Source organism: Nonomuraea sp. NPDC050328, from assembly GCF_044459405.1.
Taxonomy (GTDB): domain Bacteria; phylum Actinomycetota; class Actinomycetes; order Streptosporangiales; family Streptosporangiaceae; genus Nonomuraea.
This window is the reverse complement of record NZ_JBITIW010000005.1, coordinates 597,127-623,487: the sequence shown is the minus strand read 5'-3', so window position 1 is coordinate 623,487 and position 26,361 is coordinate 597,127. Positions and strand designations below refer to the sequence as shown.

Genomic DNA, 26,361 nt, shown 5'->3' with positions numbered 1-26,361 from the left:
GTCCCGGCGGATCACCCGATCAGCGCGGCGAACCGCTCCTTCACGGTGGCCAGCACCTCGTCCGGGTCGGCCGCCCACACCTCGGCGTTGAAGATCTCCACCTCGATGTCGCCGGTGTACCCGGCCTCCAGCACGGCCCGGGTGAGCGGGCCGAAGTCGATCACCCCGTCGCCCATGACGCCCCGGCCCAGCAGGACGTCGGCCGGCAGCGGGTGCAGGTAGTCGCAGACCTGGTAGGACGCGATCCGCGCCCCCGCCCGGGCGATCTGCTCGAACACCTGCGGGTCCCACCACACGTGGAAGGTGTCGACGACCACCCCCACCTGCGCCACCGGGTACGGCTCGGCCAGGTCGAGCGCCTGCCCGAGGGTGGACAGCACGGCCCGGTCGGCGCAGTACATCGGATGCAGCGGCTCCAGCGCCAGCCGTACCCCGCGCTCCCCGGCGTAGGGCGCCAGGACGGCCAGCGCCTCGGCCACCCGCTCCCGCGCCCCGGCCAGGTCCCGGTCCGCCCCGGCGCCGAGCGGCTCGCCGGGCACCACGCCCGGCAGGCCGCCCACCACCAGCACCAGACAGGCGGCCCCCAGCTCGGCCGCCTCCTCGATCGCCCGGCGGTTGTCGTCGAGCGCCTCGGCGGAGCCGGTGGTGAGGAAGCCGCCCCGGCACAGCGACGACACCCGCAGCCCGGCTTCGCGCACCAGCCTGGCCGACTCGGCCAGGCCCTGCGCGGCGACGTCCTGCCGCCACAGGCCGATCGCCTCGACGCCGTGCCGGACGCAGCCGTCCACCGCTTCGGCGACGCTCCACCGCTTGGTGGTCCACTGGTTCAGCGACAGGCTCACCGGCCGTTCACCGCCAGCAGGGCGCGCATCCGGTGCACGGCCAGCTCCGGATCGGCCAGCAGCCCGGCCCGGTCGGCCAGGCGGAAGACCTCGGCCAGGTGCGGCAGGGAGCGGGCCGCCTGGGCGCCGTTGACCATGGCGAAGGCGTCCTGGTGGCCGTTGAGCCAGGCCAGGAAGACGATGCCGGTCTTGTAGTGGTAGGTGGGCGCCTCGAAGATCTTGCGGGACAACGCGACGGTCGGCTCGAAGATCTCGTCGTAGCGGGCCAGGTCGCCCGCGTCGAGCGCCTGGAGCGCCGCGGCCGCCGCCGGGGCGATGGCGTCGAAGATGCCGAGCAGCGCGTGCGAGCCCGACTTGATCAGCGAGGGGTAGTTGAAGTCGTCGCCGGTGTAGAGCCGCACGCCGTCGGGGAGCGCGGCGCGCAGCCGTACCTCGTGCTCCTCGTCCAGCAGGGAGACCTTGACGCCGTCCACCGAGGCGGCGTGCGCGTGGATCAGCTCCAGGAACGACTCGGTCGCCTCGGCCACGTCGGGCGAGCCCCAGTAGCCGGCGAGCTGCGGGTCGAACATCTCGCCCAGCCAGTGCAGGATGACCGGGCGGTCGGCCTGGGCGAACAGCTCGCCGTACACGCGGTGGTAGTCCTTGGGCGAGGCGGCCGCGCGGGCGAGCTGGCGCGAGGCCATGACGATGACGCCCGCGCCCGCCTCCTGCACCACCGCGAGCTGCTCGGCGTAGGCGGCGGTGATCTCGTCGAGGGTGGCCGCCTCGGGGCGGTGGTCGGTGCCCGCGCCGCAGGCCACCAGCTCGGCGGGGTCGCCGAAGGCGCGGGCCTCGGCGGCGCTGCGCCGGATCAGCGTGCGGGTGGCGGCCCAGTCGAGGCCCATGTTGCGTTGCGCGGTGTCCATCGCGTCGGCCACGCGCAGGCCGTAGGACCACAGGTGGCGGCGGAAGCGCAGCGTGGCGTCCCAGTCGACGGCGGCGGGGGAGCCGGGGGTGTTGTCGCCCAGCGGGTCGGCGACGACGTGCGCGGCGGCGTAGACGACGCGGCCGGCGGGCGGGCCGGAGGGGACCGGCCAGGCGACCGGCTCGCGCAGGGTGTGCGGGCCGCCGGGGAGGTCGATCGTGGTCACAGCGAGCCCACCTCGACGCGGCGGCCCTCGGCGGAGGAGCGCAGGCCCAGCTCGGCGAGCTGCACGCCGCGGGCGCCGGCGGCGAAGTCGTAGGGGAAGGGCGCGTCCTCCAGCACGTGCCGGACGAAGAGCTCCCACTGGATCTTGAAGCCGTTGTCGAACTCGCCGTTGTCCGGGACCTCCTGCCAGTCGTCGCGGAAGCGGTGGGTGACCGGCAGGTCGGGGTTCCAGACCGGCTTGGGGGTGCCCGCGCGGTGCTGGAAGCGGCAGTTGCGCAGCCCGGCGACGGCGCTGCCCTCGGTGCCGTCCACCTGGAACTCCACCAGCTCCTCGCGGTTGACCCGGACCGCCCAGGAGGAGTTGATCTGCGCGACGACGCCCCCGGCCAGCTCGAAGATGCCGTAGGCGGCGTCGTCCGCGGTCGCCTCGTAGCTCGCGCCCTGCTCGTCCACGCGGGCGGGGATGTGCGTGACCGCCTTGGCGTAGACCGACTCGACCCGGCCGAACAGGTTCTCCAGCACGTAGTGCCAGTGCGGGAACATGTCGAGGATGATGCCGCCGCCGTCGGCCGCCCGGTAGTTCCACGACGGGCGCTGCGCGGCCTGCCAGTCGCCCTCGAAGACCCAGTAGCCGAACTCGCCGCGCACCGACAGGATCCGGCCGAAGAAGCCGCCGTCGATCAGCCGCTTGAGCTTGAGCAGGCCCGGCAGGAACAGCTTGTCCTGGACCACGCCGTTCTTGACGCCCTTGGCCTGCGCGGCGGTGGCCAGCGCGACCGCGTCCTCGACCGTCTCGGCGGTCGGCTTCTCGGCGTAGACGTGCTTGCCCGCCTCGATCGCCTTCAGCACCGCCTTGACCCGGGCCTGGGTGACCTGGGCGTCGAAGTAGACGTCGCAGCCCTCGATCGCGGCGTCGAGGTCGGTGGTGTACTCGGCGATGCCGTGCCGGGCGGCCAGGTCGGCCAGCTTGGCCTCGCTGCGGCCGACCAGGACGGGCTCCAGCCTGACCCGCGAGCCGTCCGACAGCGCGACGCCGCCCTGCTCGTTGATGGCCAGGATCGACCTGACCAGGTGCTGGCGGTATCCCATCCGTCCGGTGACGCCGTTCATCGCAACGCGGATCATGACTGCCCTCTCTGGAAAGCGCTTTCCCAGACGGTACGGCTCGCGCCGGGCACGCGTCAACTGGGAAGGCCGGGCAGGGGCGCAGGGGGCGCCGAGAGGGGTGCGGGGTCAGAGATCCTTGATCTCGAGCCGCTGCAGCGCCTTGGCCAGCGGCCGCGCGGTCAGCTCGACCTGCCACGACCGGGCCCCGAGCTCACGCAGCCGCGCCGCGACGCTCTCGTCGGACAGCTCGTCCGGCGGCTGCCAGGTGAGCCGGCGCACCGCGTCGGGCTGCAGCAGGTTCTCGGTCGGCATGCGGTGCGCGTCGGCCAGCGCCGCGATGACCGCCCGGGCGGCGGCCAGCCGCTTGGCGGCGGCCGGGTCGCGATCGGCCCACCGGTTGGCCGGCGGCGGCCCGTCGCCGGGCACGCTGGGCGCGGGCAGTTGCGAGTCGGGCAGCGACCGGGCCCGGGTGACCGCGGCCAGCCAGTCGTTCATGTGCCGCCGGGCCGAGCGCGCGGTGAACGCGGTGATCTCGGTCAGTGCCTTCTTGGTGCGCGGCGCCTCCAGCGCGGCGGCGACGATCGCGCCGTCCGGCAGCACCCGCCCCGGCGCCAGGTCGCCCTCGCGGGCGATCTGGTCGCGCATGTTCCACAGCTCCCGCACCACGGCCAGCGCGCGGGCGTTGCGCACCTTGTGGATGCCGGAGGTGCGCCGCCACGGGTCGTGCCGCGGCTCGGGCGCCGGGGCGTGCAGCACCGCCTCGAACTCCTCGACCGCCCACGCCAGCTTGCCGCTCTCCACCAGCTCCTCGTGCAGCACGTCCCGCAGCTCGACGAGCACCTCGACGTCGAGCGCGGCGTAGCGCAGCCAGTCCTCGGGCAGCGGCCGGGTCGACCAGTCGGCGGCCGAGTGCCCCTTCTCCAGCCGCAGCCCCAGCACCGTCTCGACCATCGTGCCGAGGCCGACCCGCTCGTAGCCGAGCAGCCGCCCGGCCAGCTCGGTGTCGAACATGTCGCGCGGCCGGAACCCGACCTCCGACAGGCACGGCAGGTCCTGGGAGGCGGCGTGCAGCACGACCTCGGTGCCGGCCAGGGCGGCGTCGAGACCGGACAGGTCCGGGCAGGCGATCGGGTCGATCAGCGCCGTGCCCGCGCCGCTGCGCCGCAACTGCACCAGGTACGCGCGACCGCCGTAGCGGTAACCCGAGGCACGCTCGGCGTCGACCGCTACGGGCCCGCTCCCGGCGGCGAAAGCCGCCACTGTCCTGGCCAGCTCCTCGGCATCCGCGATCACCGGGGGGATACCCTCGCGCGGTTCGAGGAGCGGGACGACGTCGTTCATCTTGCTTAGCCTACTAACGACGATCATCTTCGCGACGCCGAGGCAGTGCCGCGACGTCGGGCGGCAATGGGGGGATACCCGCCGCCAGGCACATCAGATCACACCAAGCCGCCACGTGTCCCGACAGATCTGCTTCGAGCGGCGACCAGGAGGCCCGCAGTTCGAGCTCGGTCGAGACCGGATCGTCCGACTTGTTGCCGAATCCTTCGGAAACCGCACGGGTGACCGTGCCGCCGGCCGCGCTGTAGGCGGCCTCGCGCAGATCGAGGGCCTCGGTGAGCCAGCTCCACGCCACCGGGCCGAGCAGCGGGTCGGAGGTGATCTCCGGCTCCATGTCCGCCCGGACGTAGGCGACCAGCCGGAAGGAGCCCTCCCAGCCGCGCTGGCCCTCGGGGTCGTAGAGCAGGATCAGCCGGCCCACCGCCAGCTCCTCGTCGTCCCGGTAGACCGAGGCGCCGATGGCGGCCGAGTACGGGGCCAGGCGCTGCGGCGCCGGCAGGTCCTCCAGCTCGATCTCCGGCCGCACCTCGGCCAGGCGCAGGCTCTCGGCCGCGCGCTGGAACTCGGGCGGGGCCGGCGGGCGCTCACCGGCGGGCATGGCGGCGGCGCGGGTCGGTGCCGGACGGAAGGGGGCCACGGGGGTGCTCGTCACAGTGGATCAAGCCGTCGCCACTAGCTCTCGAACCCGGGCCGGGAGCGTCCCGATGAAGTACGCGCTGTCGCACGAAACACAGACCCAGTCGGGGCAGTGGCCCGGCTCGTGCCCCTCGTGGCACGGCGGCTGCTCCAGCAGCCGCTCCTCCGCACAGCCGGCGCAGAACCCGTCCATCGCAAGCGTTGCCTTTCTTCGCGGTCGTGCTCTGACGTTGGCACGGGTCGTCGACAATTCCGCGCATCGTGCTCGGCGTGTCCCGAAAGTGGTCCTGAATCGATGCGGGGGAAGGCTTTGCCGCGCGTTGGGACTCCAGGAAGGCGGCCGCCGGGACTCCGCGAGCCGGGCGGGCACCCGGCATGGGACCCTTGACGGGTGACTTCAGCCTTCCTCGCCGCCTGCCGCCGCCAGCCCGTCCCGCACACCCCCGTGTGGTTCATGCGCCAAGCCGGGCGCTCGCTGCCGGAGTACCTCAAGGTCCGCGAGGGCGTGCCCATGCTCCAGGCCTGCGCGACGCCGGAGCTGGTCGTGGAGATCACCATGCAGCCGGTGCGCCGCTACGGCGTCGACGCGGCCATCTTCTTCAGCGACATCGTCGTCCCGCTCAAGGCGATCGGCGTCGACCTCGACATCAAGCCCGGCGTCGGCCCGGTCGTGGCGCAGCCCATCCGCGACGCCCGCGGCCTTGAGGTGCTGCGCGAGCTCACCCCCGACGACGTGCCCTACGTCAGCGAGTCGATCCGCGCCCTGACCGGCGAACTGGCCGGCACCCCGCTGATCGGCTTCGCCGGGGCCCCGTTCACCCTGGCCTCCTACCTCATCGAAGGCGGGCCGTCGAAGAACCACGACCACACCAAGGCCATGATGTACGGCGAGCCGCAGCTCTGGCACGCCCTGATGGCGCGGCTGACCGACATCGTCGCCACCCACCTGCGCATCCAGATCGACGCCGGCGCCGAGGCGATCCAGCTCTTCGACTCCTGGGTGGGCGCGGTCGCGCCGGCCGACTACCGCGAGTTCGTCCTGCCGTACACCTCCAAGATCTTCGCGGCGGTGGCCGACGTGCCGCGCATCCACTTCGGCGTCGGCACCGGCGAGCTGCTCGGCCTGCTCGGCGAGGCCGGGGCGGACGTGGTGGGCGTCGACTGGCGGGTGCCGCTGGACGAGGCGGCCCGCCGGGTGGGGCCGGGCAAGGCCCTGCAGGGCAACCTCGACCCGGCCGTGCTGCTGGCGCCGTGGGAGGCGGTCGAGCGCAAGGCGCTCGACATCCTGGAGCGCGGCAAGGCGGCCGAGGGGCACGTGTTCAACCTCGGCCACGGCGTCCTGCCCAGCACCGACCCCGACCAGCTCAAGCGGCTGACCGACCTGGTTCACGAGAACAGGTAGTCCCCGCCGAGCTTCGCGATCAGCGCGGCCACCACGCACAGCAGCACGATCCGGATGAACCCCGCACCCCGCCGCAGCGCGGTGCGGGCGCCGACGCGCGCGCCCAGCACGTTGCAGGCGGCCATCGCCAGGCCCAGCAGCCAGAAGGCCTGGCCGTGCACGGCGAAGACGGCCAGCGCGCCGACGTTCGCGCCCAGGTTGACCAGCTTGGCGGTCGCCGAGCCGGTGACGAAGTCCAGGCCGAGCAGGCCGGTCAGGGCCAGCAGGATCATCGCGCCGGTGCCCGGCCCGACCAGGCCGTTGTAGAACGGCAGCACCACGCCGGTGACCGCCACCGCCGCGACGGCTCGGTGGCGGGCCGGCCGTACCTGCCGGGGGCTGGCGCCGAGTCCCGGCCGCAGGATGACGACGGCGGCCACCACGACCAGCGCCCCGAGCACGAACGGGCGGAAGGCGGCGGCCGGGATGAGCCCGGCGGTGGCCGCTCCCGCGCCGGAGACGACCACCGCCAGGAGCGCGGCGGGCGCGGCCACCCGCAGGTCGGGGCGGGTGCCCCGGGCGAAGGTGATCGCCGAGGCGGTCGTGCCCGAGATGGAGGAGAGCTTGTCGGTGGCCAGGATGGTGGCCGGCGGCGCGACGGGGAAGGCCAGCAGCAGCGTGGGCAACTGCACCAGCCCGCCCCCGCCGACGACCGCGTCCACCCAGCCCGCGGCCAGCGCCACCAGTAACAGCAGCACGATGAGTTCGGTCTTCACGCGTGGATCCCCCGATGCCGAGATAGCTACGGCATACGGAGTATCGCGTCGCGTTATGGATTCGCTTTAGACGGGTTCCTTCTCCTGCACCGCGGGCGGCCCGCCGGGCTCCTCGGGCGCCGGGGCGGGAGCGGTCGCGGGCGGCGCGGGCGGGGCCGGGTAGCCGGGGCGGCGGCGCCGTACCAGCCAGGAGACCAGCACGAACACCGGCACGATCACCAGCAGCCAGGGCAGGACCACGCCGAGCACGGTCACCACGATCTTCAGGAAGGTGACCAGGGCGTCCCAGCCGTCGCGCAGGCCCTCCAGGAAGCCGGCCGGGTCCTCCTCGGGCTCGGGAGCGGGCACGACCGGGCCGATGAGCTGGAGCGTCACGGTGGCCATGCCGGTCTGCCTGGCGAGCTCCTTCTGCTGGGCCTGGAGCGACTCCAGCTCCGACTCGCGGTTGCGGATCTCGCGCTCGACCTCCAGCACCTGGCCGATGGTCTTGGCCTGGCCGAGCAGGGTGCGCAGCGAGGCCAGCGCCTCCTCGGCCGACTTCAGCCGGCTGTCCACGTCGGCGACCTGGAGGGTCACGTCCTCGGTGTTCTGGTTGAGTGAGAGCTGCTGGCCCAGGTCCTTGCCGAAGGCGGTCAGCACCTCCTGGTAGCGCTCGGGCGGGATCTTGAACTCCAGCGTCGCCCGGCCCTCGTTCTGATCGGCCGAGCTGGAGTCCTCCTTGGACAGGTAGCCGCCGGCGGCGGTGACGATCGTCTTGGACTTGGCCGAGGCGGCGGCGACGTCCTTGGCGCGGATGGTGATCCTCGCCACATAGATGATCTTCCGTTCCTGCTGGGTCCCCTTGACGTCTGTGGTGATCGACTCACCTCGCGGGGCCTTGGCCTGCTCCTCGGGCGCCGCGGGCGGGGCGGTGGCCATCGCCGGGGCTCCGGCCTCGGAGGAGGCGCCGCCGAAGGAGGTGCCGCCGCCTCCGCAGGCGGCCAGCGTCAGGGCCGCGCACACCCCCGTGAGCGCCAGTTGCGTGGACCGTAATCTGCTCATGTCTCTAATGACGGCTCCGGCGCGGGCGGTGCCGTCACGGACTGATCACGGTACGCACTCCACTGCATCACGCGATAGCGTCGGATTCCGTGGACGCGCATGTGGTTATCGTCGGTGGCGGCATCTCGGGACTGGCCGCGGCATGGTATCTCCGGGAGAGCGCGGGAGTCCGCGTCACGGTCCTGGAGTCCTCGCCGCGCATCGGCGGCAAGCTCCACGCCGGCGAGGTCGCCGGGGTGATGGTCGACGCGGGCGCCGAGGCGATGCTGGCCCGCCGCCCGGAGGGCAAGGAGCTGGCCAAGCTGGTTGGCCTCGGCGACGAGCTGATGGACCCGGGCACCACCAGCTCGGCCGTCTACAGCCGCGGCGAGCTGCGCTCGCTGCCCAAGGGCCAGGTCATGGGCGTGCCCTCCGACCTCACCGAGCTGGTCCGCTCGGGCGTGCTCTCGCCGGCCGGGGTGGCCCGCGTGCCGCTCGACCAGATCCTGCCCGCGACCCTGGTCCGCACCGACGTCTCGGTGGCCGCCTACATCCGCGCCCGGATGGGCGCAGAAGTGGTCGAGCGGCTGGTCGAGCCGCTGCTCGGCGGCGTCTACGCGGGCCGGGCCGACATGCTCTCGCTGGACGCCACCATGCCCCGCGTGGCCACCCTCGCCCGCTCCGAGCGCTCGCTGCTGGCCGCCGCCCGGCAGATCGCCGGCGAGACGCCCAAGGACGCCGGGCCGGTCTTCACCACCCTGCGGCACGGCATGGGCAGCCTGCCCGCCGCCGTCGCCCGCGCCTCCGGCGCCGAGATCCGCACCGGCGTCACCGTCCGCGAGCTGCGCCGTACCGAAAGCGGCTGGCGGCTGGTCGCCGGGCCGGTGCCGCGGCCCGAGGTGATCGAGGCCGACGCGGTCATCCTGGCCGTGCCCGCCGCCCCCGCCGCCCGGCTGCTGCGCGCTGAGGTGCCCAAGGCCGCCGACGAGCTGGCCCGCATCGAGTACGCCAGCATGGCCGTGGTCACCCTCGCCTACCCGCGCGACGCCTTCCCGCAGGCCCCCGACCGCAGCGGCTACCTCGTGCCGGCCGTCGAGCGCCGCCCGGTCAAGGCGGTCACCTTCAGCTCGGTCAAGTGGCCCCACCTCAGCAAGGACTTCGTCATCCTGCGCTGCTCCATCGGCCGCATCGGCGAGGAGCACCTCCTGCAGCGCACCGACGCCGAGCTCATCTCGCTGGCCACCGCCGAGATGGCCGACGTCATGGGCGTGCGCGGGCTGCCCGCCGACAGCCGCGTCACCCGCTGGGGCGGCGGGCTGCCGCAGTACAACGTGGGTCACCTCGACCGCGTGGCGCGCATCCGCGCGGCGGTCGCCGTCCAGCCGGGCCTGGCCCTGTGCGGCGCGGCCTACGACGGCCTGGGCGTGCCGGCCTGCATCGCCACCGCGAGTAAGGCGGCGGCGCGGATCTCAGTAGGCTTGAAGGCATGACTGAACGGCTCAAGGCGCGCGACCTCAACCAGGTGATCCGCTACACGATGTGGTCGGTCTTCCGCGTGACCGAACCCTGCCCAGGCAACCGCGAAGGCATGGCCGACGAGGTCGAGGAGCTGCTGGAGCAGGCGGCGGGCAAGGACGTGGTCACCCGCGGCGCCTACGACGTGGCCGGCTTCCGCGCCGACGCCGACTTCATGTTCTGGTGGCACGCCCCCACGCCCGAGGACCTCCAGGACGTCTACACCCGCTTCCGCCGCACCAGCCTCGGCCGCCGCACCGAGCCGGTCTGGTCGGCGATGGCCCTGCACCGCCCGGCCGAGTTCAACAAGTCGCACATCCCGGCCTTCCTGGCCGAGGAGGAGCCGCGCGGCTACGTCTGCGTCTACCCGTTCGTGCGCTCGCTCGACTGGTACCTCCTCGACGACACCGAGCGCCGCACGATGCTGGCCGAGCACGGCAAGATGGCCCGCGACTACCCCGACGTGCGCTCCAACACGGTGGCCTGCTTCGCGCTCAACGACTACGAGTGGATGCTCGCCTTCGAGGCCGACGAGCTGCACCGCATCGTCGACCTCATGCGGCACCTGCGCGGCGCCGAGGCCCGCCGGCACACCCGCATCGAGGTGCCGTTCTACACCGGCGTGCGCAAGGCCGTCCGCGAACTGCTCACCACGCTGCCCTAAGACCCGTTTGGTCGTACGGCAGGCGGCGCCGGACGGCTTTTGCCACAATCGGCAGGTGGCACGTTCCAGTGGTGGACGCCGTCGTCGGGCGGCGCGTGGTCGCTGGGGGCTCGCTCTGTCCGTCCTGACGGCGGCGGGCCTCGCCGGAGGCGGATACCTCGTCCTCGGCACGGTGGAGCAGTCCGGCCCGGCCGTCGCGGCGGCGGCCCCCGGCCGGGTGGTCCCGGTGATCGTCGACGAGACCCCCGCTCTGGCGGCCTCCAAGACGCCGGACAAGCCGGCCCGAGCGTCCAAGCACACCGACCGCAAGGCCGCGGCCTACTTCACCCGGCGGTGGGGCCCGGCGGACAAGGCGGTCAAGCGCATCAAGGACGTGCGCACGGTCGGCGGATATTTACGCATCTACACCGACCTGCCGGAGTCGGCGAACAACTCCGCACCCGCGCTCACTTTGTGCGAGCGCGGGGTCGAGTACCTGAAGGAGCAGGGCGTCGCCGACCCCGTGGTCTTCGTCCAGGCCGAGTTCGGCGAGAACGGCAACCCCGTCCTGGCCAACATCCTCGGCCCCGGCGACGGCAACTGCCGGGTCACCCACCCCGAACCGGGCCGGTGACCTACTCGGCCGGCACCAGCCGCAGCGACACCGAGTTGATGCAGTACCGGTCGTCGGTCGGCGTCGAATAGCCCTCGCCGTGGAAGACGTGCCCGAGATGCGAGTCGCAGCGGGCGCAGCGCACCTCGGTGCGGACCATGCCGTGGCTGCGGTCCTCGATCAGCCGGACCGCCTCGGAATCGCCCGGCTCGAAGAAGCTGGGCCAGCCGCAGTGCGAGTCGAACTTGGCGTCCGAGCGGAACAGTTCGGCCCCGCAGGCGCGGCATTCGTAGACGCCCTCGGTCTTGGTGTCCACGTACTCGCCGGAGAACGGCCGCTCGGTGCCGGCCTGCCGGAGCACGTGGAACTCCTCTGGCGAGAGCTGGACCCGCCACTCGGCGTCGGTCTTGACCACCTTGTCCATGACCTCAGCCTACGGTGTCCGCAAAAAGAGATCTCCATCGGACAAGCATCCATTCCGGGGGGATTCTGCGTCTTTATCGTCATGGAGGGGTTGAGTGCCTCTCCAAGGGGACCATCGGCGGATCCGCCGAGCGGCACAGCCCACGCCCGTGCTGGAGCCGACGGCAGGATCGACAGGCCGGCCGGGCGGCGCGCCAGCGTCCGGAACGGCGGGACCGAGTGGTCGCCTGGGGTCCGGCCCGTCGAGCCCCGGTCCCGCCATCGTGCGGCTCCGGGCCGGACCCGCCTTCCGCCGCCCCGCCCCGCCGTGGACACCCGCGTGCCCGGCGGCCACCACAAGGGGGCCTTGCGATGATCCTGGGGGTAGGTTGCTGCCATGGCCTCGCCGTACATTGAGCTGGAAGTGGGGGAACGGACCGTCAAGGTCACCAACCCCGACAAGGTGTACTTCCCGGAAGCCGGGATCACCAAGCGCGAACTGGTCGAGTACTACATCGCCGTCGGCGAGGGCGCCCTGCGCGCCATGCGCGACCGCCCGACCAACCTCAAACGGCACCCGGACGGGATCCACACCGACGCGATCTACCAGAAGCGCATGCCGCCCAAGCACCCCGACTGGCTGCAGACGGTCACCGTGCGCTTCCCCAGCGGGCGCACCGCCGACTCGCTGCGCGTCACCGAGGTGGCCTCGATCGCCTACTGCGCCAACCTGGGCACGATCGACTTCCACCCCTGGCAGGTGCGTGCCGCCGACGTCGAGCACCCGGACGAACTGCGCGTCGACCTCGACCCGCAGCCCGGCCTCGGCTTCGACGCCGTCCGCGAGGCCGCCTTCCTCTGCCGTGACGTCCTCGCCGACCTCGGCATGACCGGCTACCCCAAGACCTCCGGCAGCCGCGGCGTGCACGTGGCCGTGCGGATCGAGCCGCGCTGGGACTTCGTCCAGGTACGGCACGCCGGCATCGCCCTGGCCCGCGCCATCGCCGACCGGGCCCCCGACCGGGTCACCACCGCCTGGTGGAAGGAGGAGCGCGGCGAGCGCGTCTTCATCGACTTCAACCAGAACGCCCGCGACCGCACCGTCGTGGCCGCCTACTCCGTGCGCGCCAAGCCCAACGCCCAGGTCTCCACGCCCGTCACCTGGGAGGAACTGGAGACCGTGGACCCCGAGTCCTTCACCGTCCGCACCGTCCCGGCCCGCTTCGCCGAGCTCGGCGACGTCCACGCCACCATCGACGACCAGGCCTACTCCCTCGACCCCCTCCTCGACCTGTTCGCCAAGGACGACCGCGGCGACCTCCCCTACCCGCCCAACTACCCGAAGATGCCCGGCGAGCCCATGCGCGTCCAGCCCAGCCGCGCCCGCCACCAGGAGGACTAAGGGTCGCGGGGGAGGCCGAGGGCTCGTTCGGCGATGATGTTGAGCTGGATCTCGGTGGTGCCGCCGCCGATGGTGAAGGCGCGGGTGGCGAGGATCATGCGGGACCAGTGCGGGTCGTCCGGGGCGAGGGACCAGCAGAACTCGGCGACGGCCTGGGAGTGGCGCATGCCGAGGAGCTTGCGGACGCTGGAGGCCGGGCCGGGGTCGGCGCCGGCGAGCTGGGACAGGGTGACGCGCAGGCCCAGGGCCGAGGTGGCCTGACCCTCGGCCCAGAGGCGGCCGGCGCGCTCGCGGTCGGCCTGGCGGGTGCCGGGGAGCTCGGCGAGCAGGCGGGCGAGGTCGGTGTGCCGGGCGCCGGGGCCCCAGGAGTCGCCCAGGGCGACACGCTCGTGGGAGAGGGTGTCGCGGGCGACCCGCCAGCCCTGGTCGACCTCGCCGACCACGAGGTCGTCGGGGACGAAGACGTCGTCCAGGAAGACCTCGTTGAAGATCTCCTCGCCGTTGATCTCGCGCAGCGGGCGGACGGTGACGCCGGGGTCGGCCATGTCGACGAGGAAGTAGGTGAGGCCCTCGTGCTTGGGCCGGTCGGGGCTGGTACGGGCCAGGCAGATGCCCCAGTGGGCGTACTGGGCCAGCGAGGTCCAGACCTTCTGGCCGGTCAGCGACCAGCCGCCCTCGACCCGCACCGCCCTGGTGGACAGCCCGGCCAGGTCGGAGCCGGCGCCGGGCTCGCTGAAGAGCTGGCACCAGACCAGCTCGCCGGTGAAGGTGCGGGACAGGAAACGGTGCTGCTGCTCGGGCGTGCCGTACCGGACGATGGAGGGGACGGCCCAGGCGGCGATGCCGAGGTTGGGGCGCTTGGGGAACTCCTGGTGGATGATCACCTGCTCCAGCGGGGTGGCGGCGCGGCCCCAGGGGCGGGGCAGGTGGGGCATGATCCAGCCGTCCCGGGCGAAGCGGGCCAGCCGGTCGAGGGGCTCGGCGGCGCGCAGCTCGGCGGCGATCCCGGCCAGCTCCTCGCGCAGGGGTTCGGCCTCGGGCGGCAGGTCCGGGTCCATGCTCCGCCGTACCCCGGAGAGGGCCAGGTCGAGGGTCTGCTCGGCCCACGGGCCCGCGGTGAGGCGGCGGGTGGTCAGGGCGCGGCGGTAGTAGCGGTGGGCGGGGTGCTCGAAGGTGTAGCCGAGGCCGCCGAGCACCTGGATGGCGTCGGCGCAGCAGCCGACGGCCGCGTCAGGGGCGAGGACGGCGGCGACGGCGGTGGCCAGGCGGGTCTGCGGGGTGTCGCCCTCGTCCCAGGCCCGGGCGGCGTCCCAGACCGCGGCCCGCGCCTGTTCGAGGGCGACGAAGGCGGCGGCGACGCGGTGCTTGACGCCCTGGAACTGGCCGATCGGGCGGCCGAACTGCTCGCGGACCTTGGCGTGGCCGGTCGCGGTGCGCACCGCCCAGGCGGCCACCCCGCACGCCTCCGCGCCCAGCAGCACGGCTGCCAGCTCCTTCACCGGCGCCTCACCGACCAGCCGCTCCGCCGGTACGGCCAGCGGCACGGCGGCGAAGAACGGCCGGTCCAGATCGAGCCCGTTCTCCGCCCTGTCCGAGGTGGCGGCGTCCGGCCGGTCGAGCAGGGCCCAGCCGTTCGGGGTCGGCAGCAGGAACAGGTCGGCGTCGGGGGAGCCGAGCGCGCGGCCCGGCAGCAGGCCGGCGGCGGCGGTGAGCGTGCCCCCGGCCAGGCCGCCGAGCTGCGCGGCCCAGCGGGCGGGCTCGGCGGTGCGGGTCAGGACGGCGGAGACCAGGGCGGTGGCCAGGAACGGGCCGGAGTCGAGGTCCTCGCCGACCGCTTCGAGCGCCACGCAGAGCTCCAGCAGCCCGAACCCCTGCCCGCCGAACTCCTCAGGCACGTGCAGGCCCGTCCATTCGGGCCGCAGCAGGTCGCCCTTGCGGGCCGATCCGGCGGCGGAGGCGGCCAGCGCGCGGTGTTCGTCGGTCAGTCCGATGCCCATGCGGCGAATCTAGAACCTTGTTCGGTCCTTGTCCACGTGTCTACGCCTCACCGAACTCCAGCTCCAGTGCCCGCGAGAAGTCGGCGATCGCCTCCTCGTGCCGGTCGAGCTCCTGCAGGATCTCCCCGCGCACCCGGAAGGCCCACACGTACCCGGGGTCGAGCTCCACCGCCCGGTCGAGGTCGGCCAGCGCCTCCTCCGGCCGTCCCAGGTCGCTGAGCACCGCGCCCCGGCTGCCCAGGGTGCGCTCGTTGTCGGGGTCGAGCTCCAGCGAGCGGTTGAGGTCGGCCAGCGCCTCCTCGTCCCGGCCGAGCATGCGCAGCGACTCCCCGCGCTGCGCGTAGGCCCGGGCATGGGCCGGGTCGGCCTCGACGGCCCGGGTGAAGTCCTCGATCGCCTCGGGGTAGAGGTCCATGCTCTGGTAGAGGTCGCCCCGGTGCGCGTAGGCGTCGGCGGTGCCGTACCGGCCGATGATCCGCTTGTGCACCGCCAGGGCGTCCTCGAAACGGCCGAGGTCGGCCAGGACGTCGGCGTAGGAGGTCAGGATCCACGCCGTCTCCGGCTCCAGCGCCAGCGCCCGCTCGAAGTCGGCGACCGCCGCGGCGGCGTTGCCGAGCGCGGCGTACGCCTGACCGCGTGAGCCGAGCGCGTAGGCGCTGTCCGGGTCCAGCTTGAGCGCCTGGCCGAAGTCGGCGAGCGCCGCCTCGTACTCGCCGCTGAGCCGGTGGCACTCGCCCCGGCTGCGCCAGGCGCGCGGGTCGTCCGGAACCAGCTCGATCGCCTGGCTCAGGTCGGCGAGGGCGTCGTCGCGGCGGTGCAGGGCGAGATAGGACTCGGCGCGGAAACGCAGCAGCGATGCCCGCGACTGGGCTTCCGCCACGGAAAGCTCGGCCATGGCACGGACTATATCTGGATGATCGCCGCCTTTTCCCGGGTGTACTCGATCATCGCGTCGTGACCGTAGCCGCTGTCCTTGACACCGCCGAAGGGCAGCCCGGGCGGCATCTGCCGGTGGGTGTTCACCCAGACCGTGCCGGCCTCCAGATCGCGGATCATCCGATGGGCCCGGCCCAGGTCACGGGTCCAGACCCCGGCGGCCAGGCCGTAGCGGGAGTCGTTGGCCAGCCGTACGGCCTCGGCCTCGGTGTCGAACGGCAGGGCCACCGCGACCGGGCCGAAGATCTCCTCCTGGCAGATCCGCAGGCCGTTGTCGGTGGTGGTGTAGAGCGCCGGCTCGACCCAGTAGCCGCCCGGCAGCGCCTCGACCACCGCCGCGCCGTACCGCCCGCCGAACACCCGCTCCGCGCCCTCCGCCTCGGCCAGCTCCAGGTAGGAGACCACCCGCCGGTACTGCTCGCGCGAGACGATCGGGCCCATCTCGGTGGCCAGGTCCAGCGGCTCGCCCAGGACGAGCTTGCCGGCCCGCTCGGCGATGCGCTGGATCAGCTCCGCCCAGATCGGGCGGTGGATCAGGATGCGGCTGCCGGCCACGCAGACCTGGCCGGCGTTGCCGGTGTAGATCGAGTTGACCGTCACCCCGTCCACGGCGCGGTCGAGGTCGGCGTCGTCGAAGACGATCACCGGGGACTTGCCGCCGAGCTCGAAGGTCATCGGCTTGACGCCGGCCGTACGGGTGATGCGCAGGGCGGTCTCGGTGGAGCCGGTCAGGCTGACCTTCTGCACGCCGCGGTGCCCCACCAGCGCCTCGCCCACCTCCTCGCCCAGGCCCGCGACGATGTTGAGCACGCCGGGCGGGAAGACCTCCGCCAGCAGTTCGGCCAGGCGCAGCACCGACGCGCTGGCCTGCTCGGCGGGTTTGACCACCACGGTGTTGCCCGCGGCCAGCGCGAAGGCCGCCTTGGCGGAGAAGGTGGAGACGGGGGAGTTCCAGGGGATCACGCAGGCCACCACCCCGTACGGCTCGCGCCGGGTCAGCCCGAGCGCGTCCGGGCCGAGCAGGACGGTGTCGCCCTTGACCGCGTCCAGCACCTGGCCGGCGGCGAGCTGCCACAGGAAGGCCATGCCGGGCAGGTCGCGGTGCAGGGTGTCGCGGAGCACGCGGCCGTTGTCGGTCGTCTCCAGCCTGGCCAGCTCGTCGGCGTGCCGGGTGAACAGGTCGGCCACCTGGCGCAGGTACCGGGCCCTGCCCAGGGCGGGCATGGCTGCCCAGCGGGGGAGGGCCGCCCTGGCCGCGGCCACCGCCGCCTCGGCCTCGGCGGGTCCGCTGCGGGGGATGCGGGCCCAGGTCTCGCCGGTGGCGGGGTTGACCGAGTCGAGTGTGCGGCCGTCGGCGGCGGGCCGGAGCTCGCCGCCGATCAGGTTGCGGTAGACGATCACGTCACCAAGCATACGCTTGCTTGTCAGTGCGAGGGAGAGGCTGGGCCAGGCGATCGGCGGGCGCGTTCTATGCTGGGCGGCATGCTTCTCGCACCCGGCGTGCAGGTGGCCGTCACCGATCGGCACGGCGGCCTGTCCACCCCGCCCTACGGCTCACGGAACCTGGGCGGGCTGGTGGGCGACACCCCCGAGGCCGTCCGCGGCAACCGCGAGGCCCTGGCCGCCGAGCTGGGCGTGCACGGCATCGTGTTCATGCGCCAGGTCCACGGCGCGGACATCGCCTACGCCGCCCAGCCCTTCGGCGCCGACCCGCCCCCGGTGGACGGCGTCTTCACCGACGTGCCCGGCCTGGCCCTGGCCTCGCTGGGCGCCGACTGCCCGGCGATCCTGATCGGGGACCCGGTGGCCCGCCTGGTGGGCGCGGCCCACTCCGGCCGCCCGGGCACCGAGGCGGGCATCGCCACCGCCCTGGTCGAGGCCATGCGGGCCAAGGGCGCCCGCGACCTGGTCGCCCTGGTGGGCCCGGGGGCGTGCGGGCGCTGCTACGAGGTGCCCGAGGACCTGCGGGCCCGGGTGGCCGCCAAGGTGCCGGAGACCTGGTCCACGACGTCCTGGGGCACCCCCGCCCTCGACCTGCGGGCTGGCATCGAGGCCCAGCTGCGCGCCGCGGGCGTCTCCGACGTCCGGCACGACGCGCGCTGCACCATCGAGGACGAGGCGCTCTACTCCCACCGCCGGGAGCAGGTCACCGGCCGGTTCGCCGGCCTGGTCTGGCTCACCTGAGCGCGGGCTACGGCTTGCGGGTGGACTGGGTGAACACCACGTTCACCAGCACGATCCCCGCCCACACCGGGATCAGCGCGAGCGCGCCCTTGGTGGTCGCGAGGATGGCGATGGTGACGATCGTGCCCAGCGCCAGCGAGACGATCGCCAGCGCCAGCCGCATGCCGTCGGACCGGCCGTCGCGGGTGGCCGGGGCAGCGACCTCGGCGGCGGCGACCCGCTGATCGACGCGCCGGTCGACCTCGCTGCCGAGTTTGTCGAGGAAGGACTCCACCAAGGCGTCCTCGAACTCGGGTCCGAGGTCGCGGCGAGCGGAGACGGCGGCCCGGAGCTCGTCCCCGGGCGAGGGGGTGGTCATGCCGCGAGCCTACGTCGGCCGGGCGATCACCGCGCGAGGATGTCGTCGAGCTGGTACCCCACCGGCCGTTCGAGCTGCTCGTAGGTGCAGGACTCGGGGGTGCGGTCGGGCCGCCAGCGCCGGAAGTGGGCGGTGTGCCGGAACCGGTCGCCCTCCATCTGGTCGTAGGCGACCTCCATCACCAGCTCGGGCCGGAGCGGGATGAACGACAGGTCCTTCTTGGCGTTCCACCGCGACACCGCGCCGGGCATGCGCTGCCCGCCGCGCGAGGGGGTGGCCGCCGCCTCGCCCATGTTGCGGATCGCCTGGTCGGCCCACTCGCCCCACGGGTGCTCGCCCAGCTCGGCCCGGTAGGGCGCGAGCTCCTCGACGAGTTCGGCCCGGCGCGCCATCGGGAAGGAGGCGGCCACGCCCACGTGGTGGAGCTTGCCGTCCGGGCTGTAGAGCCCGAGCAGGATGGAGCCGACGATCGGCCCGCTCTTGTGCTCGCGGTACCCGCAGACCACCACGTCGGCGGTGCGGTCGTGCTTGACCTTGAACATGGTGCGCTTGTCCGGCACGTACGGCTCGGTGCCGGGCTTGACGATGATGCCGTCGAGGCCGGCGCCCTCGAACATCTCGAACCACTCGCCGGCGCGCTCCTCGTTGGTGGTGACCGGCGTCAGCCGTACCGACCGGGCAGGGTCGGACTCGCCGGGGAAGATCGTCACGAGCCGGGCGCGGCGCTCGGCGAAGGGCGTCTCCATCAGCGACTCCTCGCCCAGCGCGAGCAGGTCGAAGGCGATGTAGGAGGCCGGGTAGGTCTCGGCCAGCATCTTCACCCGCGAGGCGGCCGGGTGGATGCGCTGCTGGAGCATCTCGAAGTCGAGCTCCTGCCCCTGCCGCAGGACGATCTCGCCGTCCAGCACGCACTTGTCCGGCAGCTCCTTGCGGATCGCCTCGACCAGTTCGGGGAAGTAGCGGGTGAAGGGCCGCTCGTTGCGGCTGCCCAGGAAGACCTCGTCGCCGTCGCGGAAGACGATGCAGCGGAAGCCGTCCCACTTGGGCTCGTAGAACAGCGTGCCGTCCTGCTTGGGCATCGCCTTGACCGCCTTGGCCAGCATCGGCGCGACCGGCGGCATGACCGGCAGGTCGAGCTGGAGGTCCTCGTACGGGTCGATCGGCTGGGTCATCGGGCACGCTCCCGTACATATCGCTGGAAGAGGACCCCATCCTCCTCCAAGACCTGGGTGAGGCGGAGCGGCACGTGCGACGCCTCGCCGTTCAGGATGCGGGCCGCGACGCCGCCGATCAACAGCGGGCTCACCGTCAGGCACAGCTCGTCGATCAGGTCGTCGGCGGCGAGCTGGGCGTTGATCCGCGGGCCGCCCTCGCACAGGATGCGGGTCAGCCCGCGCATCCGCAGGAACTCCACGGCCGCGGGGAAGTCCACCCGGTCGCCACCGGCGACGATCACGTCGGCCAGCTCGGCCGCCGCCTCGACCCGGTCGCGCGGCGCCGCCTCGCAGGTGATCACGATCGTCCGGGTGCGGGCCTCGGTGAACAGCGTGCCGCCCAGGTCGAGGTCCATCCGCCGGGTCACCACCGCGATCGGCGGCGGCACCTCCCGGCCCTCGCGCGGCTTGGCCGGGCCGTACCCCTCGGCGCGGACGGTCGCGGCGCCGGCGACGATCACGTCGGCCAGCCCGCGCAGGACCCCGAAGATGCGCCGGTCGCCCTTGCCGGACAGGCCACCGGACAGGCCCTTCACCCATGCGGCCCCGTCGGCGCTGGCCACCATGTTGACCCGCAGCCAGTGGTCGACCGGATAGGCGTAGGCCTGGATCAGGTCGGGGTCCTCGGCCGGGTCGGGAAAGATTCGACGCACCCGTCTACCTTGACACACGGCCACGGACCGGTGGCTTTTCGGGGCGGCCATAGCACTTTGCCCGTATCTCGTGACGTACGTGCGCTGATGTGCTTACGTGGCGAGTGAGATCAGGGACTCCAGGGAGGCTCGGTTGGGGCTGGTCACTCTCGTGCCGTGGTTGGTCGCCGCGCTGGTCGGGGTCTACCTGCTCTACATCTGGCTCTCCGGGGGCGGTTTACGGCAGCAGGCCACGAAGGTCACGCGCTTCCCGGTGCTGCTGATCTTCTCCCACCCCGTCTTCGCGGTCAGCGCGCTGGTCTGCTGGGGGATCTTCCTGGTCACCGGCGCCGGCTCCATGGCATGGGCCGCCTTCGGCGTGCTCACCGTCGCCGCGCTGCTGGGCTTCACCATGTTCACCCGCTGGCTCGGCGCCGGACGGCACGCCAAGGGCGCCGAGCGCGGCTTCCCGCTGGTGGCCGTGGCGGTGCACGGCCTGGCCGGGCTGACCACGTTCGTGCTGGTGCTGCTGACCGCCGCGCGGGTCTAGCTCAGGCGCGCCCGGAACGCGGGTGGCGCAGCACCTGGACGCTGCGCGAGGTGACCGCGACCAGCGAGCCGGGCGTCCAGTGCTCGTCCGGGAACGGCTCGTCGCGGGAGAGCTCGTCGCTGGTGTCGAGCTCGGTCACCCAGAACGCGCCGAACTCCTCGCCCGGCAGGGTGAAGGTCATGTCCTCGTGGTGGGCGTTGATCAGCAGCAGGAACGAGTCGTCCACGATGCGCTCGCCGCGCGGTCCCGGCTCGGTGATCGCCTCGCCGTTGAGGAAGGCCCCCATCGCGCGGGCGTAGCCGGTCTGCCAGTCGCCGGCGCTCATCTCCCGCCCGGCCGGGGTCAGCCAGACCAGGTCGCGCAGCCCGCGCGCGCTGCCGCGGAAGAAGCGGCGGCGCTGGAAGACCGGGTGCTCGCGGCGCAGCTTCGCCAGGTTGCGGACGAAGGCCAGCAGGTCGCCCTCGCGCTCGATCATCGACCAGTCCACCCAGGTCAGCTCGTTGTCCTGGCAGTAGCCGTTGTTGTTGCCGAGCTGGGTGCGCCCGAGCTCGTCGCCGTGCGAGAGCATCGGGACGCCCTGCGACAGGAAGAGCGTGGCCAGCAGGTTGCGGCGCTGGCGGCGGCGCAGCCGGACGATGTCCGGGTCCTCGACCGGGCCCTCCGCGCCGCAGTTCCAGGAGCGGTTGTCGTCGGTGCCGTCGCGGTTGTCCTCGCCGTTGTCCTCGTTGTGCTTGCGGTCGTAGGAGACCAGGTCGGTGAGGGTGAAGCCGTCGTGGCAGGTGACGAAGTTGATCGAGGCCACCGGGCGGCGGCCCGAGGAGGCGTACAGGTCGGAGGAGCCCGACAGCCGCGAGGCGAACTCCGGCAGTACGGCATGCCCGCGCCAGAAGTCGCGGACCGCGTCGCGGTACTTGCCGTTCCACTCCGTCCACAGCGGCGGGAAGTTGCCCACCTGGTAGCCGCCCGGCCCCACGTCCCACGGCTCGGCGATCAGCTTCACCTGCGAGATCACCGGGTCCTGCTGGATCAGGTCGAAGAAGGCGCTGAGCCGGTCGACGTCGTGCAGCTCGCGCGCCAGCGCCGCGGCCAGGTCGAAGCGGAAGCCGTCCACGTGCATGTCCAGCACCCAGTAGCGCAGGCTGTCCATGATGAGCTGCAGCGCGTGCGGCGAGCGCACGTTGAGCGAGTTGCCGCAGCCGGTGTAGTCGAGGTAGTAGCGCCGGTCCCCGTCGTGCAGCCGGTAGTAGGCCGGGTTGTCGATGCCGCGGAAGCCCAGCGTCGGGCCCATGTGGTCGCCCTCGGCGGTGTGGTTGTAGACCACGTCCAGGATGACCTCGATGCCCGCCTCGTGCAGCGCGCGCACCATCGCCTTGAACTCCAGCACCTGCTCGCCGCGGGTGCCCGCGCTGGAGTAGGCGGCGTGCGGGGCCAGGTAGGCCATCGTGTTGTAGCCCCAGTAGTTCGTCAGCCCGCGCGCCACCAGGAAGTGCTCGGGCACGAAGTGGTGCACAGGCATGAGCTCGACCGCGGTCACGCCCATGGCCAGCAGGTGCTCGATGATCGCCGGGTGCGCGAGGCCCGCGTAGGTGCCGCGCTGCTCCTCGGGCACGGCCGGGTGACGCATCGTCAGGCCGCGCACGTGCGCCTCGTAGATGACCGTCTGGTGGTACGGCGTGCGGGGCGGGCGGTCGTTGCCCCACTCGAAGAACGGGTTGATCACCACGTTCTTCGGCATGTACGGGGCGCTGTCGGCGGTGTTGCGCTTGGCGGGGTCGGTGAAGTGGTAGGAGAACAGCGCCTCGTTCCACTCCAGGTCGCCGTCGATCGCCTTGCCGTACGGGTCGATGAGCAGCTTGGCGGGGTTGCACCGCCCGCCTCGGGACGGCTCGTAGGGCCCGTGGACGCGGTAGCCGTACCGCTGCCCGGGGACGATGCCCGGCAGGTAGCCGTGCCAGACGAAGCCGTCGACCTCGGGCAGGTCGACCCGCTCCTCAGTGCCGTCGTCGTGGAACAGGCACAGCTCGACCCGCTCGGCGACCTCGGAGAACACCGAGAACCCGGTGCCGACCCCGTCCCAGGTGGCGCCGAGTGGATAGGGCTCGCCCGGCCAAACCTCTCGCATGTGTCCCGATTGTCGCACGCGAGAGCCGCCGGGCGAGCGCCACCCGCGGAATCAGCCGACGAGCTCGGCGTCGAGCGTGATGGTCGTGCCGGTCAGCGCCTTGCTGACCGGGCAGTTGGCCTTGGCCGTCTCGGCGGCCTGCTGGAACTGCTCGGCGGTGATGCCGGGCACCTGGCCCTTGACGGTGATCACGATGCCGGTGATGCCCTCACCCGGCTGGAAGGTCACGTCCGCGCGGGTCTCCAGCGACTGCGGCGGGGTGCCGGCGCCGTTGAGGCCGTGCGACAGCGCCATCGAGAAGCAGGAGGAGTGCGCCGCGGCGATGAGCTCCTCGGGGGAGGTCTTGCCGTTGGCCGCCTCGGCCCGGGAGGGCCAGGAGACGTCGAAGGTGCCGACGCCGGAGGAGTCGAGTGAGACGGTGCCGGAGCCGTCGAGCAGGGCGCCCTTCCACTGGGTGGTGGCGGTGCGAGTCGTCGCCATGCCTTATATCCCTTCAAGAGCTTTCGCGTACGACTCCGAACATATCGCGATCGCCGGGACCACCTGCGCCTTCACCCACGGCTTGAGACGCGTCCCTGAGTAGGCCATCCGCCTCAACTTTTCCGGCGAATAGTGACATGCTCAGACAGTGGCGTCAGCGGATCACCGGAACGCTGGGAGTGTGGTGCCAGTGGAGGCGCCGGACGACGACCGCCTGCTGCACCAGCGCGTGGTCGGCGGCGAGGAGGCGGCGCTCGGGGAGGCCTACGACCGCTTCTCCGCGCTGATCTTCGGCCTCGCCGCGCGCGTCACCCGCGACCGGGTGGTCGCCGAGGACATCACCCAGGAGGTCTTCCTGATCTTCTGGGAGCGCCCGCTGGCCTACGACCCCGGCCGCGGTTCCTTACGCGCCTGGCTGGCCACCATCGCGCACCGCCGCGCGGTCGACCACGTGCGGTCCGAGGAGCGCCGCCGGGTGTCGGTGCTGGGTCCCCGGCTCTTCGAGCCGGAACCGGCGCGGCTGGAGGAGCGCGTGCTGGCCGCCGACGAGGCCCAGCGGGTACGGCAGGCGGTCACCCGGCTGCCCGGCGCCCTGCGCGAGGTCGTGGAACTGGCCTACTACGGCGGCCGGAGCTACCGCCAGGTCGGGCAGGAACTGGGCGTGCCGGAGGGCACGGCGAAGTCGCGGATCCGGCTGGCGCTGCGGCGCCTGGCCGAGGAGCTCACCGAGGAGGAGGGGTGATGGACCCCGTCGAGCGGCTGTACCTCGACGCCCTGACGGCCGAGCCGGCCGAGCCGGGCCGTTCGCTGCGGCCCCAGCTCCTGGCCGGGGCGCGGGCGCGACGCCGGCCCGCCGAGCGCACCGCCCCCTGGGCCGAGCCGTTCGCCGGGCGCGTGGCGGCGATGGACGCGCTGCTGGCCGCGGCGGTCGACGACGACTGGCACCGCGTCATCGTCGAGGGCTGGACGCTGCAGGAGCTCGTGGCGCATTTGGCGGCCAAGGACGGGCTGCTGGCGCACGCGGTGGGGGCTCCGGTGCTGGGGCCGCCGCTCGGCGCGCTTGACGCGGCGGGCCGTACCGCGCAGGTCCAGGAGCACGAGCGGGCCCGCAGCCCCGAGCAGACGCGGCGCGACTGGCGGGCGCAGGCCGACGCGCTGTGCCGGCACCTGGCGACCCTGGACCCGGCGGCCCCGGTCCGGGTGGACGGGCTGGAGGCCCCGCTGGGCGACCAGGTGCTCGCCCGGAGCCTGGAGACGTGGGTGCACGCCGACGACGCGGCGCGCACGGCGAGGCTGGCGCTGCCGCACCCGGTGCCCGAGCACATCCACCCGACGGCCGACCTGTGCGCGCGGCTGCTGCCGTGGACGCTGGCGGTGTCGGGGCTGGACGGCTCGGGGCACGTGCTGGAGCTGACGCTGACCGGGCCCGGCGGCGGGCGGTGGCAGGTCCCGCTCGGCCTGGGCGACCCGCCCGGGACGGACGCCGACGTGTCGATCAGCGCGGACGTGGTCGAGTTCTGCTTCCTGCTGGGCGGGCGCGGGTCGGCCGAGAGCCTGCCCGCCCGGCTCGGCGGCGACACCGAGCTGGCCAGGCAGGTCCTCCGGAGCGCCCCGGCCCTGTCCGGCCCCTGACCCGCCCTCAGGAGAGCCGGCGGTCAGGCGCCGAGCTGGGCCTGGGCCTCCACGGCCAGTTCGCGGTCGTACGGGTCGTCGCTCTCGGCCAGCACCCGCTTGATCCCCGCCTCGGCGCGCGCGTCGCCCCGCTGGGCGAGCCCGCGCGAGGCCTCGGCGACGGTGTGCAGGTCGCTGTCGTCCAGCCGCGCGGCCAGCGCCTCCCGGATGGCCGGGGTGTCGGCCGCCTGGTTGGCGAGCCCGGCGGTCGCCCAGTCGCGCACCTCGTCGGACTCGTCGGCGGTCATCTCGATCAGCAGCTCCAGCCCCTCGCCGCCGTCGGGAGGCAGCACGTCGGCCAGCGCGATGGCGTCGGTCATGGTCCGCTTGTGGCCGGGCCGGCCGATGATCTCCAGCACCTGCGGCAGCGCCCGCGGGTCGCCCTGGTGGCCGAGCGCTGACAGGACCGAGCGCAGCACCTGCGGGTTGCCCTCGGTGGTGGCCATCTTCTGCAGCAGCGGCAGCGTGCGCTCGCGGTAGGGCTTGTCGCCGTCCTCGGTCACGCCGAACTGGGCGATGGCGTCGACGCCGAACTCCCGCTCGCGCGCGTCCTCGCTCACGCACAGGGTGGACAGCGCCTCGTAGGTCTCCTCGGCGTCGCTCGTGCCGGCCCGCCGGCCCAGCGAGTCGGCCACCACCCACCACGTCTCGGCGTCCTCGTCCACGTCGCGGTGCGCCAGCGCCCGTGCCACGAGCTGCGCGACCGGGGTGTACAGGCCGGTGGCGTCCTCCAGCAGCGTCGCGACCGCCGCGTGCCCGCGCTGGGCCTGCACCTGCTCGCTGTCGCCCTCGGCCGAGCGGCCGTGCACGGTGACCAGCTCGGTGCCGTCCTTGGCGAACTGGCGGGTCACCACGTACTCCCAGCCCTCCTGCCCGATCTGGTCGAGCAGCGCGGTCTCCAGGTGCACGCCCACCCACGCCGAGGCGATGTCGAGCGGGGTGTCCCCGTCGCCGTCGGCCTTCTCGGGGTCGGCCCCGGCGTCCAGCAGCACCCGCACCGCGCCCAGCGCGCCGCGGCGCGCGGCCAGCGTCAACGGCGTCTCGCCGCCCTCGCTCGGCTCGTCCACCGGCGCCCCGGCCTCGATCAGCGCGTGGGCGGCGTCGGCGTTGCCGTTGGCCGCCGCCCACATCAGCGGGTGCCAGCCGTCGGCCTCCCGGGCCGCCACCTCGGCGCCGCCCTCCAGCAGGGCGGCGATGACGTCCAGCCGGTCCCAGGCCGCCGCCGCGCACAGCGGCAGGCCCTCCTCGACGGGCTGGTTCGGATCGGCGCCCCGCTCCAGCAGCCCGCGGACCTTCGTCAGATCGCCGGACAGCGCCGCCTGGTAGAGCTCTTCCTCATGCATAGCTCAGGACCCTAGTAGCAAACGGAAGTCCTTCCTTCGGAGGACGCGCAGCGGGCGGCAAACGCGA

General features: G+C 73.1%; 26 protein-coding genes. 9 read left to right on the top strand and 17 right to left on the bottom strand.

The features are described 5' to 3' along the window. Nucleotides 1-11 precede the first annotated feature (11 nt). From ACIBG7_RS22595 to ACIBG7_RS22575, 5 genes are all read right to left on the bottom strand, one after another. Nucleotides 12-842, bottom strand: coding sequence for a sugar phosphate isomerase/epimerase family protein (locus ACIBG7_RS22595; RefSeq protein WP_397337481.1), 831 nt, complete (start codon nucleotides 840-842; stop codon nucleotides 12-14). After that, nucleotides 839-1,972, bottom strand: coding sequence for a dihydrodipicolinate synthase family protein (locus tag ACIBG7_RS22590; RefSeq protein ID WP_397337480.1), 1,134 nt, complete (start codon nucleotides 1,970-1,972; stop codon nucleotides 839-841). The genes ACIBG7_RS22595 and ACIBG7_RS22590 overlap by 4 nt, the downstream gene beginning before the upstream one ends. Continuing rightward, nucleotides 1,969-3,096, bottom strand: a complete 1,128-nt coding sequence (locus tag ACIBG7_RS22585; RefSeq protein WP_357921208.1) for a Gfo/Idh/MocA family oxidoreductase — start codon at nucleotides 3,094-3,096, stop codon at nucleotides 1,969-1,971. The genes ACIBG7_RS22590 and ACIBG7_RS22585 overlap by 4 nt, the downstream gene beginning before the upstream one ends. A 108-nt stretch (nucleotides 3,097-3,204) precedes the next feature. Continuing rightward, a complete protein-coding gene (locus ACIBG7_RS22580; RefSeq protein WP_357921205.1) occupies nucleotides 3,205-4,419 on the bottom strand; it encodes a ribonuclease D in 1,215 nt (404 codons plus the stop codon). A gap of 13 nt (nucleotides 4,420-4,432) precedes the next feature. Further along, the gene (locus ACIBG7_RS22575) at nucleotides 4,433-5,017 is read right to left on the bottom strand and encodes a DUF3000 domain-containing protein (protein WP_397337493.1); all 585 of its coding nucleotides are present in this window, start codon (nucleotides 5,015-5,017) and stop codon (nucleotides 4,433-4,435) included. Nucleotides 5,018-5,509: 492 nt separating this feature from the next. Between ACIBG7_RS22575 and hemE the strand changes: the two genes are divergently transcribed. After that, a complete protein-coding gene (hemE, locus tag ACIBG7_RS22570; RefSeq protein ID WP_357922153.1) occupies nucleotides 5,510-6,457 on the top strand; it encodes a uroporphyrinogen decarboxylase in 948 nt (315 codons plus the stop codon). Here the strand turns inward: hemE and ACIBG7_RS22565 are convergent. Both ACIBG7_RS22565 and ACIBG7_RS22560 read right to left on the bottom strand, forming a co-directional pair. Then, the gene (locus ACIBG7_RS22565; protein ID WP_397337479.1) at nucleotides 6,442-7,212 is read right to left on the bottom strand and encodes a TSUP family transporter; all 771 of its coding nucleotides are present in this window, start codon (nucleotides 7,210-7,212) and stop codon (nucleotides 6,442-6,444) included. The two genes, hemE and ACIBG7_RS22565, sit on opposite strands and share 16 nt — an antisense overlap. 66 nt (nucleotides 7,213-7,278) lie before the next feature. Continuing rightward, nucleotides 7,279-8,253 (bottom strand): DUF4349 domain-containing protein, encoded by a 975-nt coding sequence (locus ACIBG7_RS22560; RefSeq protein ID WP_397337478.1) that lies wholly within the window; start codon nucleotides 8,251-8,253, stop codon nucleotides 7,279-7,281. 89 nt (nucleotides 8,254-8,342) lie between these two features. Here ACIBG7_RS22560 and hemG point away from each other — a divergent pair, with 89 nt between their 5' ends. From hemG to ACIBG7_RS22545, 3 genes are read left to right on the top strand one after another with little or no spacing between them, the layout of a single operon-like run. Beyond that, nucleotides 8,343-9,722: a protoporphyrinogen oxidase gene (hemG, locus tag ACIBG7_RS22555; RefSeq protein ID WP_397337477.1), complete on the top strand. Its 1,380-nt coding sequence runs from the start codon at nucleotides 8,343-8,345 to the stop codon at nucleotides 9,720-9,722. Continuing rightward, nucleotides 9,719-10,411 carry a hydrogen peroxide-dependent heme synthase gene (gene hemQ, locus ACIBG7_RS22550; protein ID WP_357921193.1) on the top strand — a complete coding sequence of 231 codons (693 nt, stop codon included), beginning with the start codon at nucleotides 9,719-9,721 and terminating at the stop codon, nucleotides 10,409-10,411. Before hemG ends, hemQ begins: the two co-directional genes overlap by 4 nt. A gap of 55 nt (nucleotides 10,412-10,466) precedes the next feature. Next, nucleotides 10,467-11,024 (top strand): hypothetical protein, encoded by a 558-nt coding sequence (locus tag ACIBG7_RS22545; RefSeq protein ID WP_397337476.1) that lies wholly within the window; start codon nucleotides 10,467-10,469, stop codon nucleotides 11,022-11,024. A gap of 1 nt (nucleotide 11,025) precedes the next feature. Here ACIBG7_RS22545 and msrB read toward each other — a convergent pair whose 3' ends face one another. Continuing rightward, nucleotides 11,026-11,427, bottom strand: coding sequence for a peptide-methionine (R)-S-oxide reductase MsrB (msrB, locus tag ACIBG7_RS22540; RefSeq protein ID WP_357921187.1), 402 nt, complete (start codon nucleotides 11,425-11,427; stop codon nucleotides 11,026-11,028). A 375-nt stretch (nucleotides 11,428-11,802) separates the two neighbouring features. On the opposite strand from msrB, the gene ligD reads away from it, so the two are divergent. Further along, entirely contained in the window at nucleotides 11,803-12,807 is a 1,005-nt protein-coding gene (ligD, locus tag ACIBG7_RS22535) for a non-homologous end-joining DNA ligase (protein WP_397337475.1), read from the top strand. On the opposite strand, the gene ACIBG7_RS22530 is transcribed toward ligD, so the two are convergent. From ACIBG7_RS22530 to ACIBG7_RS22520, 3 genes are read right to left on the bottom strand one after another with little or no spacing between them, the layout of a single operon-like run. Further along, on the bottom strand, nucleotides 12,804-14,804 hold the full coding sequence (locus ACIBG7_RS22530; RefSeq protein WP_397337474.1) for an acyl-CoA dehydrogenase: 2,001 nt from the start codon (nucleotides 14,802-14,804) through the stop codon (nucleotides 12,804-12,806). The two genes, ligD and ACIBG7_RS22530, sit on opposite strands and share 4 nt — an antisense overlap. Nucleotides 14,805-14,844: 40 nt before the next feature. Beyond that, nucleotides 14,845-15,699: a tetratricopeptide repeat protein gene (locus ACIBG7_RS22525; protein WP_397337473.1), complete on the bottom strand. Its 855-nt coding sequence runs from the start codon at nucleotides 15,697-15,699 to the stop codon at nucleotides 14,845-14,847. Nucleotides 15,700-15,707: 8 nt separating this feature from the next. Beyond that, nucleotides 15,708-17,153, bottom strand: a complete 1,446-nt coding sequence (locus ACIBG7_RS22520; RefSeq protein WP_397337472.1) for an aldehyde dehydrogenase family protein — start codon at nucleotides 17,151-17,153, stop codon at nucleotides 15,708-15,710. 69 nt (nucleotides 17,154-17,222) lie between these two features. Between ACIBG7_RS22520 and pgeF the strand changes: the two genes are divergently transcribed. After that, nucleotides 17,223-17,924, top strand: a complete 702-nt coding sequence (pgeF, locus tag ACIBG7_RS22515; RefSeq protein WP_357921170.1) for a peptidoglycan editing factor PgeF — start codon at nucleotides 17,223-17,225, stop codon at nucleotides 17,922-17,924. A gap of 7 nt (nucleotides 17,925-17,931) precedes the next feature. On the opposite strand, the gene ACIBG7_RS22510 is transcribed toward pgeF, so the two are convergent. From ACIBG7_RS22510 to ACIBG7_RS22500, 3 genes are read right to left on the bottom strand one after another with little or no spacing between them, the layout of a single operon-like run. Continuing rightward, complete coding sequence (locus tag ACIBG7_RS22510; protein WP_397337471.1) at nucleotides 17,932-18,282, bottom strand: hypothetical protein; 351 nt, start codon at nucleotides 18,280-18,282, stop codon at nucleotides 17,932-17,934. Between the two features lie 26 nt (nucleotides 18,283-18,308). Beyond that, entirely contained in the window at nucleotides 18,309-19,454 is a 1,146-nt protein-coding gene (locus ACIBG7_RS22505; protein ID WP_357921164.1) for an ATP-dependent DNA ligase, read from the bottom strand. Next, nucleotides 19,451-20,149: a pyrimidine reductase family protein gene (locus ACIBG7_RS22500; RefSeq protein ID WP_357921161.1), complete on the bottom strand. Its 699-nt coding sequence runs from the start codon at nucleotides 20,147-20,149 to the stop codon at nucleotides 19,451-19,453. The genes ACIBG7_RS22505 and ACIBG7_RS22500 overlap by 4 nt, the downstream gene beginning before the upstream one ends. A gap of 133 nt (nucleotides 20,150-20,282) precedes the next feature. Between ACIBG7_RS22500 and ACIBG7_RS22495 the strand changes: the two genes are divergently transcribed. Continuing rightward, nucleotides 20,283-20,678 (top strand): hypothetical protein, encoded by a 396-nt coding sequence (locus tag ACIBG7_RS22495; RefSeq protein ID WP_357921158.1) that lies wholly within the window; start codon nucleotides 20,283-20,285, stop codon nucleotides 20,676-20,678. Nucleotide 20,679: 1 nt separating this feature from the next. Here the strand turns inward: ACIBG7_RS22495 and glgX are convergent, their stop codons facing one another. Further along, on the bottom strand, nucleotides 20,680-22,800 hold the full coding sequence (glgX, locus tag ACIBG7_RS22490; RefSeq protein ID WP_357921155.1) for a glycogen debranching protein GlgX: 2,121 nt from the start codon (nucleotides 22,798-22,800) through the stop codon (nucleotides 20,680-20,682). 51 nt (nucleotides 22,801-22,851) lie between these two features. After that, nucleotides 22,852-23,280, bottom strand: coding sequence for an OsmC family protein (locus tag ACIBG7_RS22485; RefSeq protein WP_357921152.1), 429 nt, complete (start codon nucleotides 23,278-23,280; stop codon nucleotides 22,852-22,854). Between the two features lie 181 nt (nucleotides 23,281-23,461). Between ACIBG7_RS22485 and ACIBG7_RS22480 the strand changes: the two genes are divergently transcribed. Beyond that, nucleotides 23,462-24,022, top strand: a complete 561-nt coding sequence (locus ACIBG7_RS22480; RefSeq protein WP_357921150.1) for a sigma-70 family RNA polymerase sigma factor — start codon at nucleotides 23,462-23,464, stop codon at nucleotides 24,020-24,022. Further along, nucleotides 24,022-24,912, top strand: coding sequence for a maleylpyruvate isomerase family mycothiol-dependent enzyme (locus tag ACIBG7_RS22475; protein ID WP_397337470.1), 891 nt, complete (start codon nucleotides 24,022-24,024; stop codon nucleotides 24,910-24,912). Before ACIBG7_RS22480 ends, ACIBG7_RS22475 begins: the two co-directional genes overlap by 1 nt. 23 nt (nucleotides 24,913-24,935) lie before the next feature. On the opposite strand, the gene ACIBG7_RS22470 is transcribed toward ACIBG7_RS22475, so the two are convergent. Beyond that, the gene (locus tag ACIBG7_RS22470) at nucleotides 24,936-26,294 is read right to left on the bottom strand and encodes an ankyrin repeat domain-containing protein (RefSeq protein WP_357921144.1); all 1,359 of its coding nucleotides are present in this window, start codon (nucleotides 26,292-26,294) and stop codon (nucleotides 24,936-24,938) included. Nucleotides 26,295-26,361: the final 67 nt, after the last annotated feature.

What these genes read in the sequence shown, in the direction of transcription:
- ACIBG7_RS22585 (WP_357921208.1), bottom strand. Translation starts at nt 3,096, where the DNA reads ATGATCCGCGTTGCGATGAACGGCGTCACCGGACGGATGGGATACCGC.
- ACIBG7_RS22580 (WP_357921205.1), bottom strand. Translation starts at nt 4,419, where the DNA reads ATGAACGACGTCGTCCCGCTCCTCGAACCGCGCGAGGGTATCCCCCCG.
- ACIBG7_RS22575 (WP_397337493.1), bottom strand. Translation starts at nt 5,017, where the DNA reads ATGCCCGCCGGTGAGCGCCCGCCGGCCCCGCCCGAGTTCCAGCGCGCG.
- hemE (WP_357922153.1), top strand. Translation starts at nt 5,510, where the DNA reads ATGCGCCAAGCCGGGCGCTCGCTGCCGGAGTACCTCAAGGTCCGCGAG.
- ACIBG7_RS22560 (WP_397337478.1), bottom strand. Translation starts at nt 8,253, where the DNA reads ATGAGCAGATTACGGTCCACGCAACTGGCGCTCACGGGGGTGTGCGCG.
- hemQ (WP_357921193.1), top strand. Translation starts at nt 9,719, where the DNA reads ATGACTGAACGGCTCAAGGCGCGCGACCTCAACCAGGTGATCCGCTAC.
- msrB (WP_357921187.1), bottom strand. Translation starts at nt 11,427, where the DNA reads ATGGACAAGGTGGTCAAGACCGACGCCGAGTGGCGGGTCCAGCTCTCG.
- ligD (WP_397337475.1), top strand. Translation starts at nt 11,803, where the DNA reads ATGGCCTCGCCGTACATTGAGCTGGAAGTGGGGGAACGGACCGTCAAG.
- ACIBG7_RS22530 (WP_397337474.1), bottom strand. Translation starts at nt 14,804, where the DNA reads ATGGGCATCGGACTGACCGACGAACACCGCGCGCTGGCCGCCTCCGCC.
- ACIBG7_RS22525 (WP_397337473.1), bottom strand. Translation starts at nt 15,699, where the DNA reads ATGGCCGAGCTTTCCGTGGCGGAAGCCCAGTCGCGGGCATCGCTGCTG.
- ACIBG7_RS22520 (WP_397337472.1), bottom strand. Translation starts at nt 17,153, where the DNA reads ATGCTTGGTGACGTGATCGTCTACCGCAACCTGATCGGCGGCGAGCTC.
- pgeF (WP_357921170.1), top strand. Translation starts at nt 17,223, where the DNA reads ATGCTTCTCGCACCCGGCGTGCAGGTGGCCGTCACCGATCGGCACGGC.
- ACIBG7_RS22510 (WP_397337471.1), bottom strand. Translation starts at nt 18,282, where the DNA reads ATGACCACCCCCTCGCCCGGGGACGAGCTCCGGGCCGCCGTCTCCGCT.
- ACIBG7_RS22505 (WP_357921164.1), bottom strand. Translation starts at nt 19,454, where the DNA reads ATGACCCAGCCGATCGACCCGTACGAGGACCTCCAGCTCGACCTGCCG.
- glgX (WP_357921155.1), bottom strand. Translation starts at nt 22,800, where the DNA reads ATGCGAGAGGTTTGGCCGGGCGAGCCCTATCCACTCGGCGCCACCTGG.
- ACIBG7_RS22485 (WP_357921152.1), bottom strand. Translation starts at nt 23,280, where the DNA reads ATGGCGACGACTCGCACCGCCACCACCCAGTGGAAGGGCGCCCTGCTC.
- ACIBG7_RS22475 (WP_397337470.1), top strand. Translation starts at nt 24,022, where the DNA reads ATGGACCCCGTCGAGCGGCTGTACCTCGACGCCCTGACGGCCGAGCCG.
- ACIBG7_RS22470 (WP_357921144.1), bottom strand. Translation starts at nt 26,294, where the DNA reads ATGCATGAGGAAGAGCTCTACCAGGCGGCGCTGTCCGGCGATCTGACG.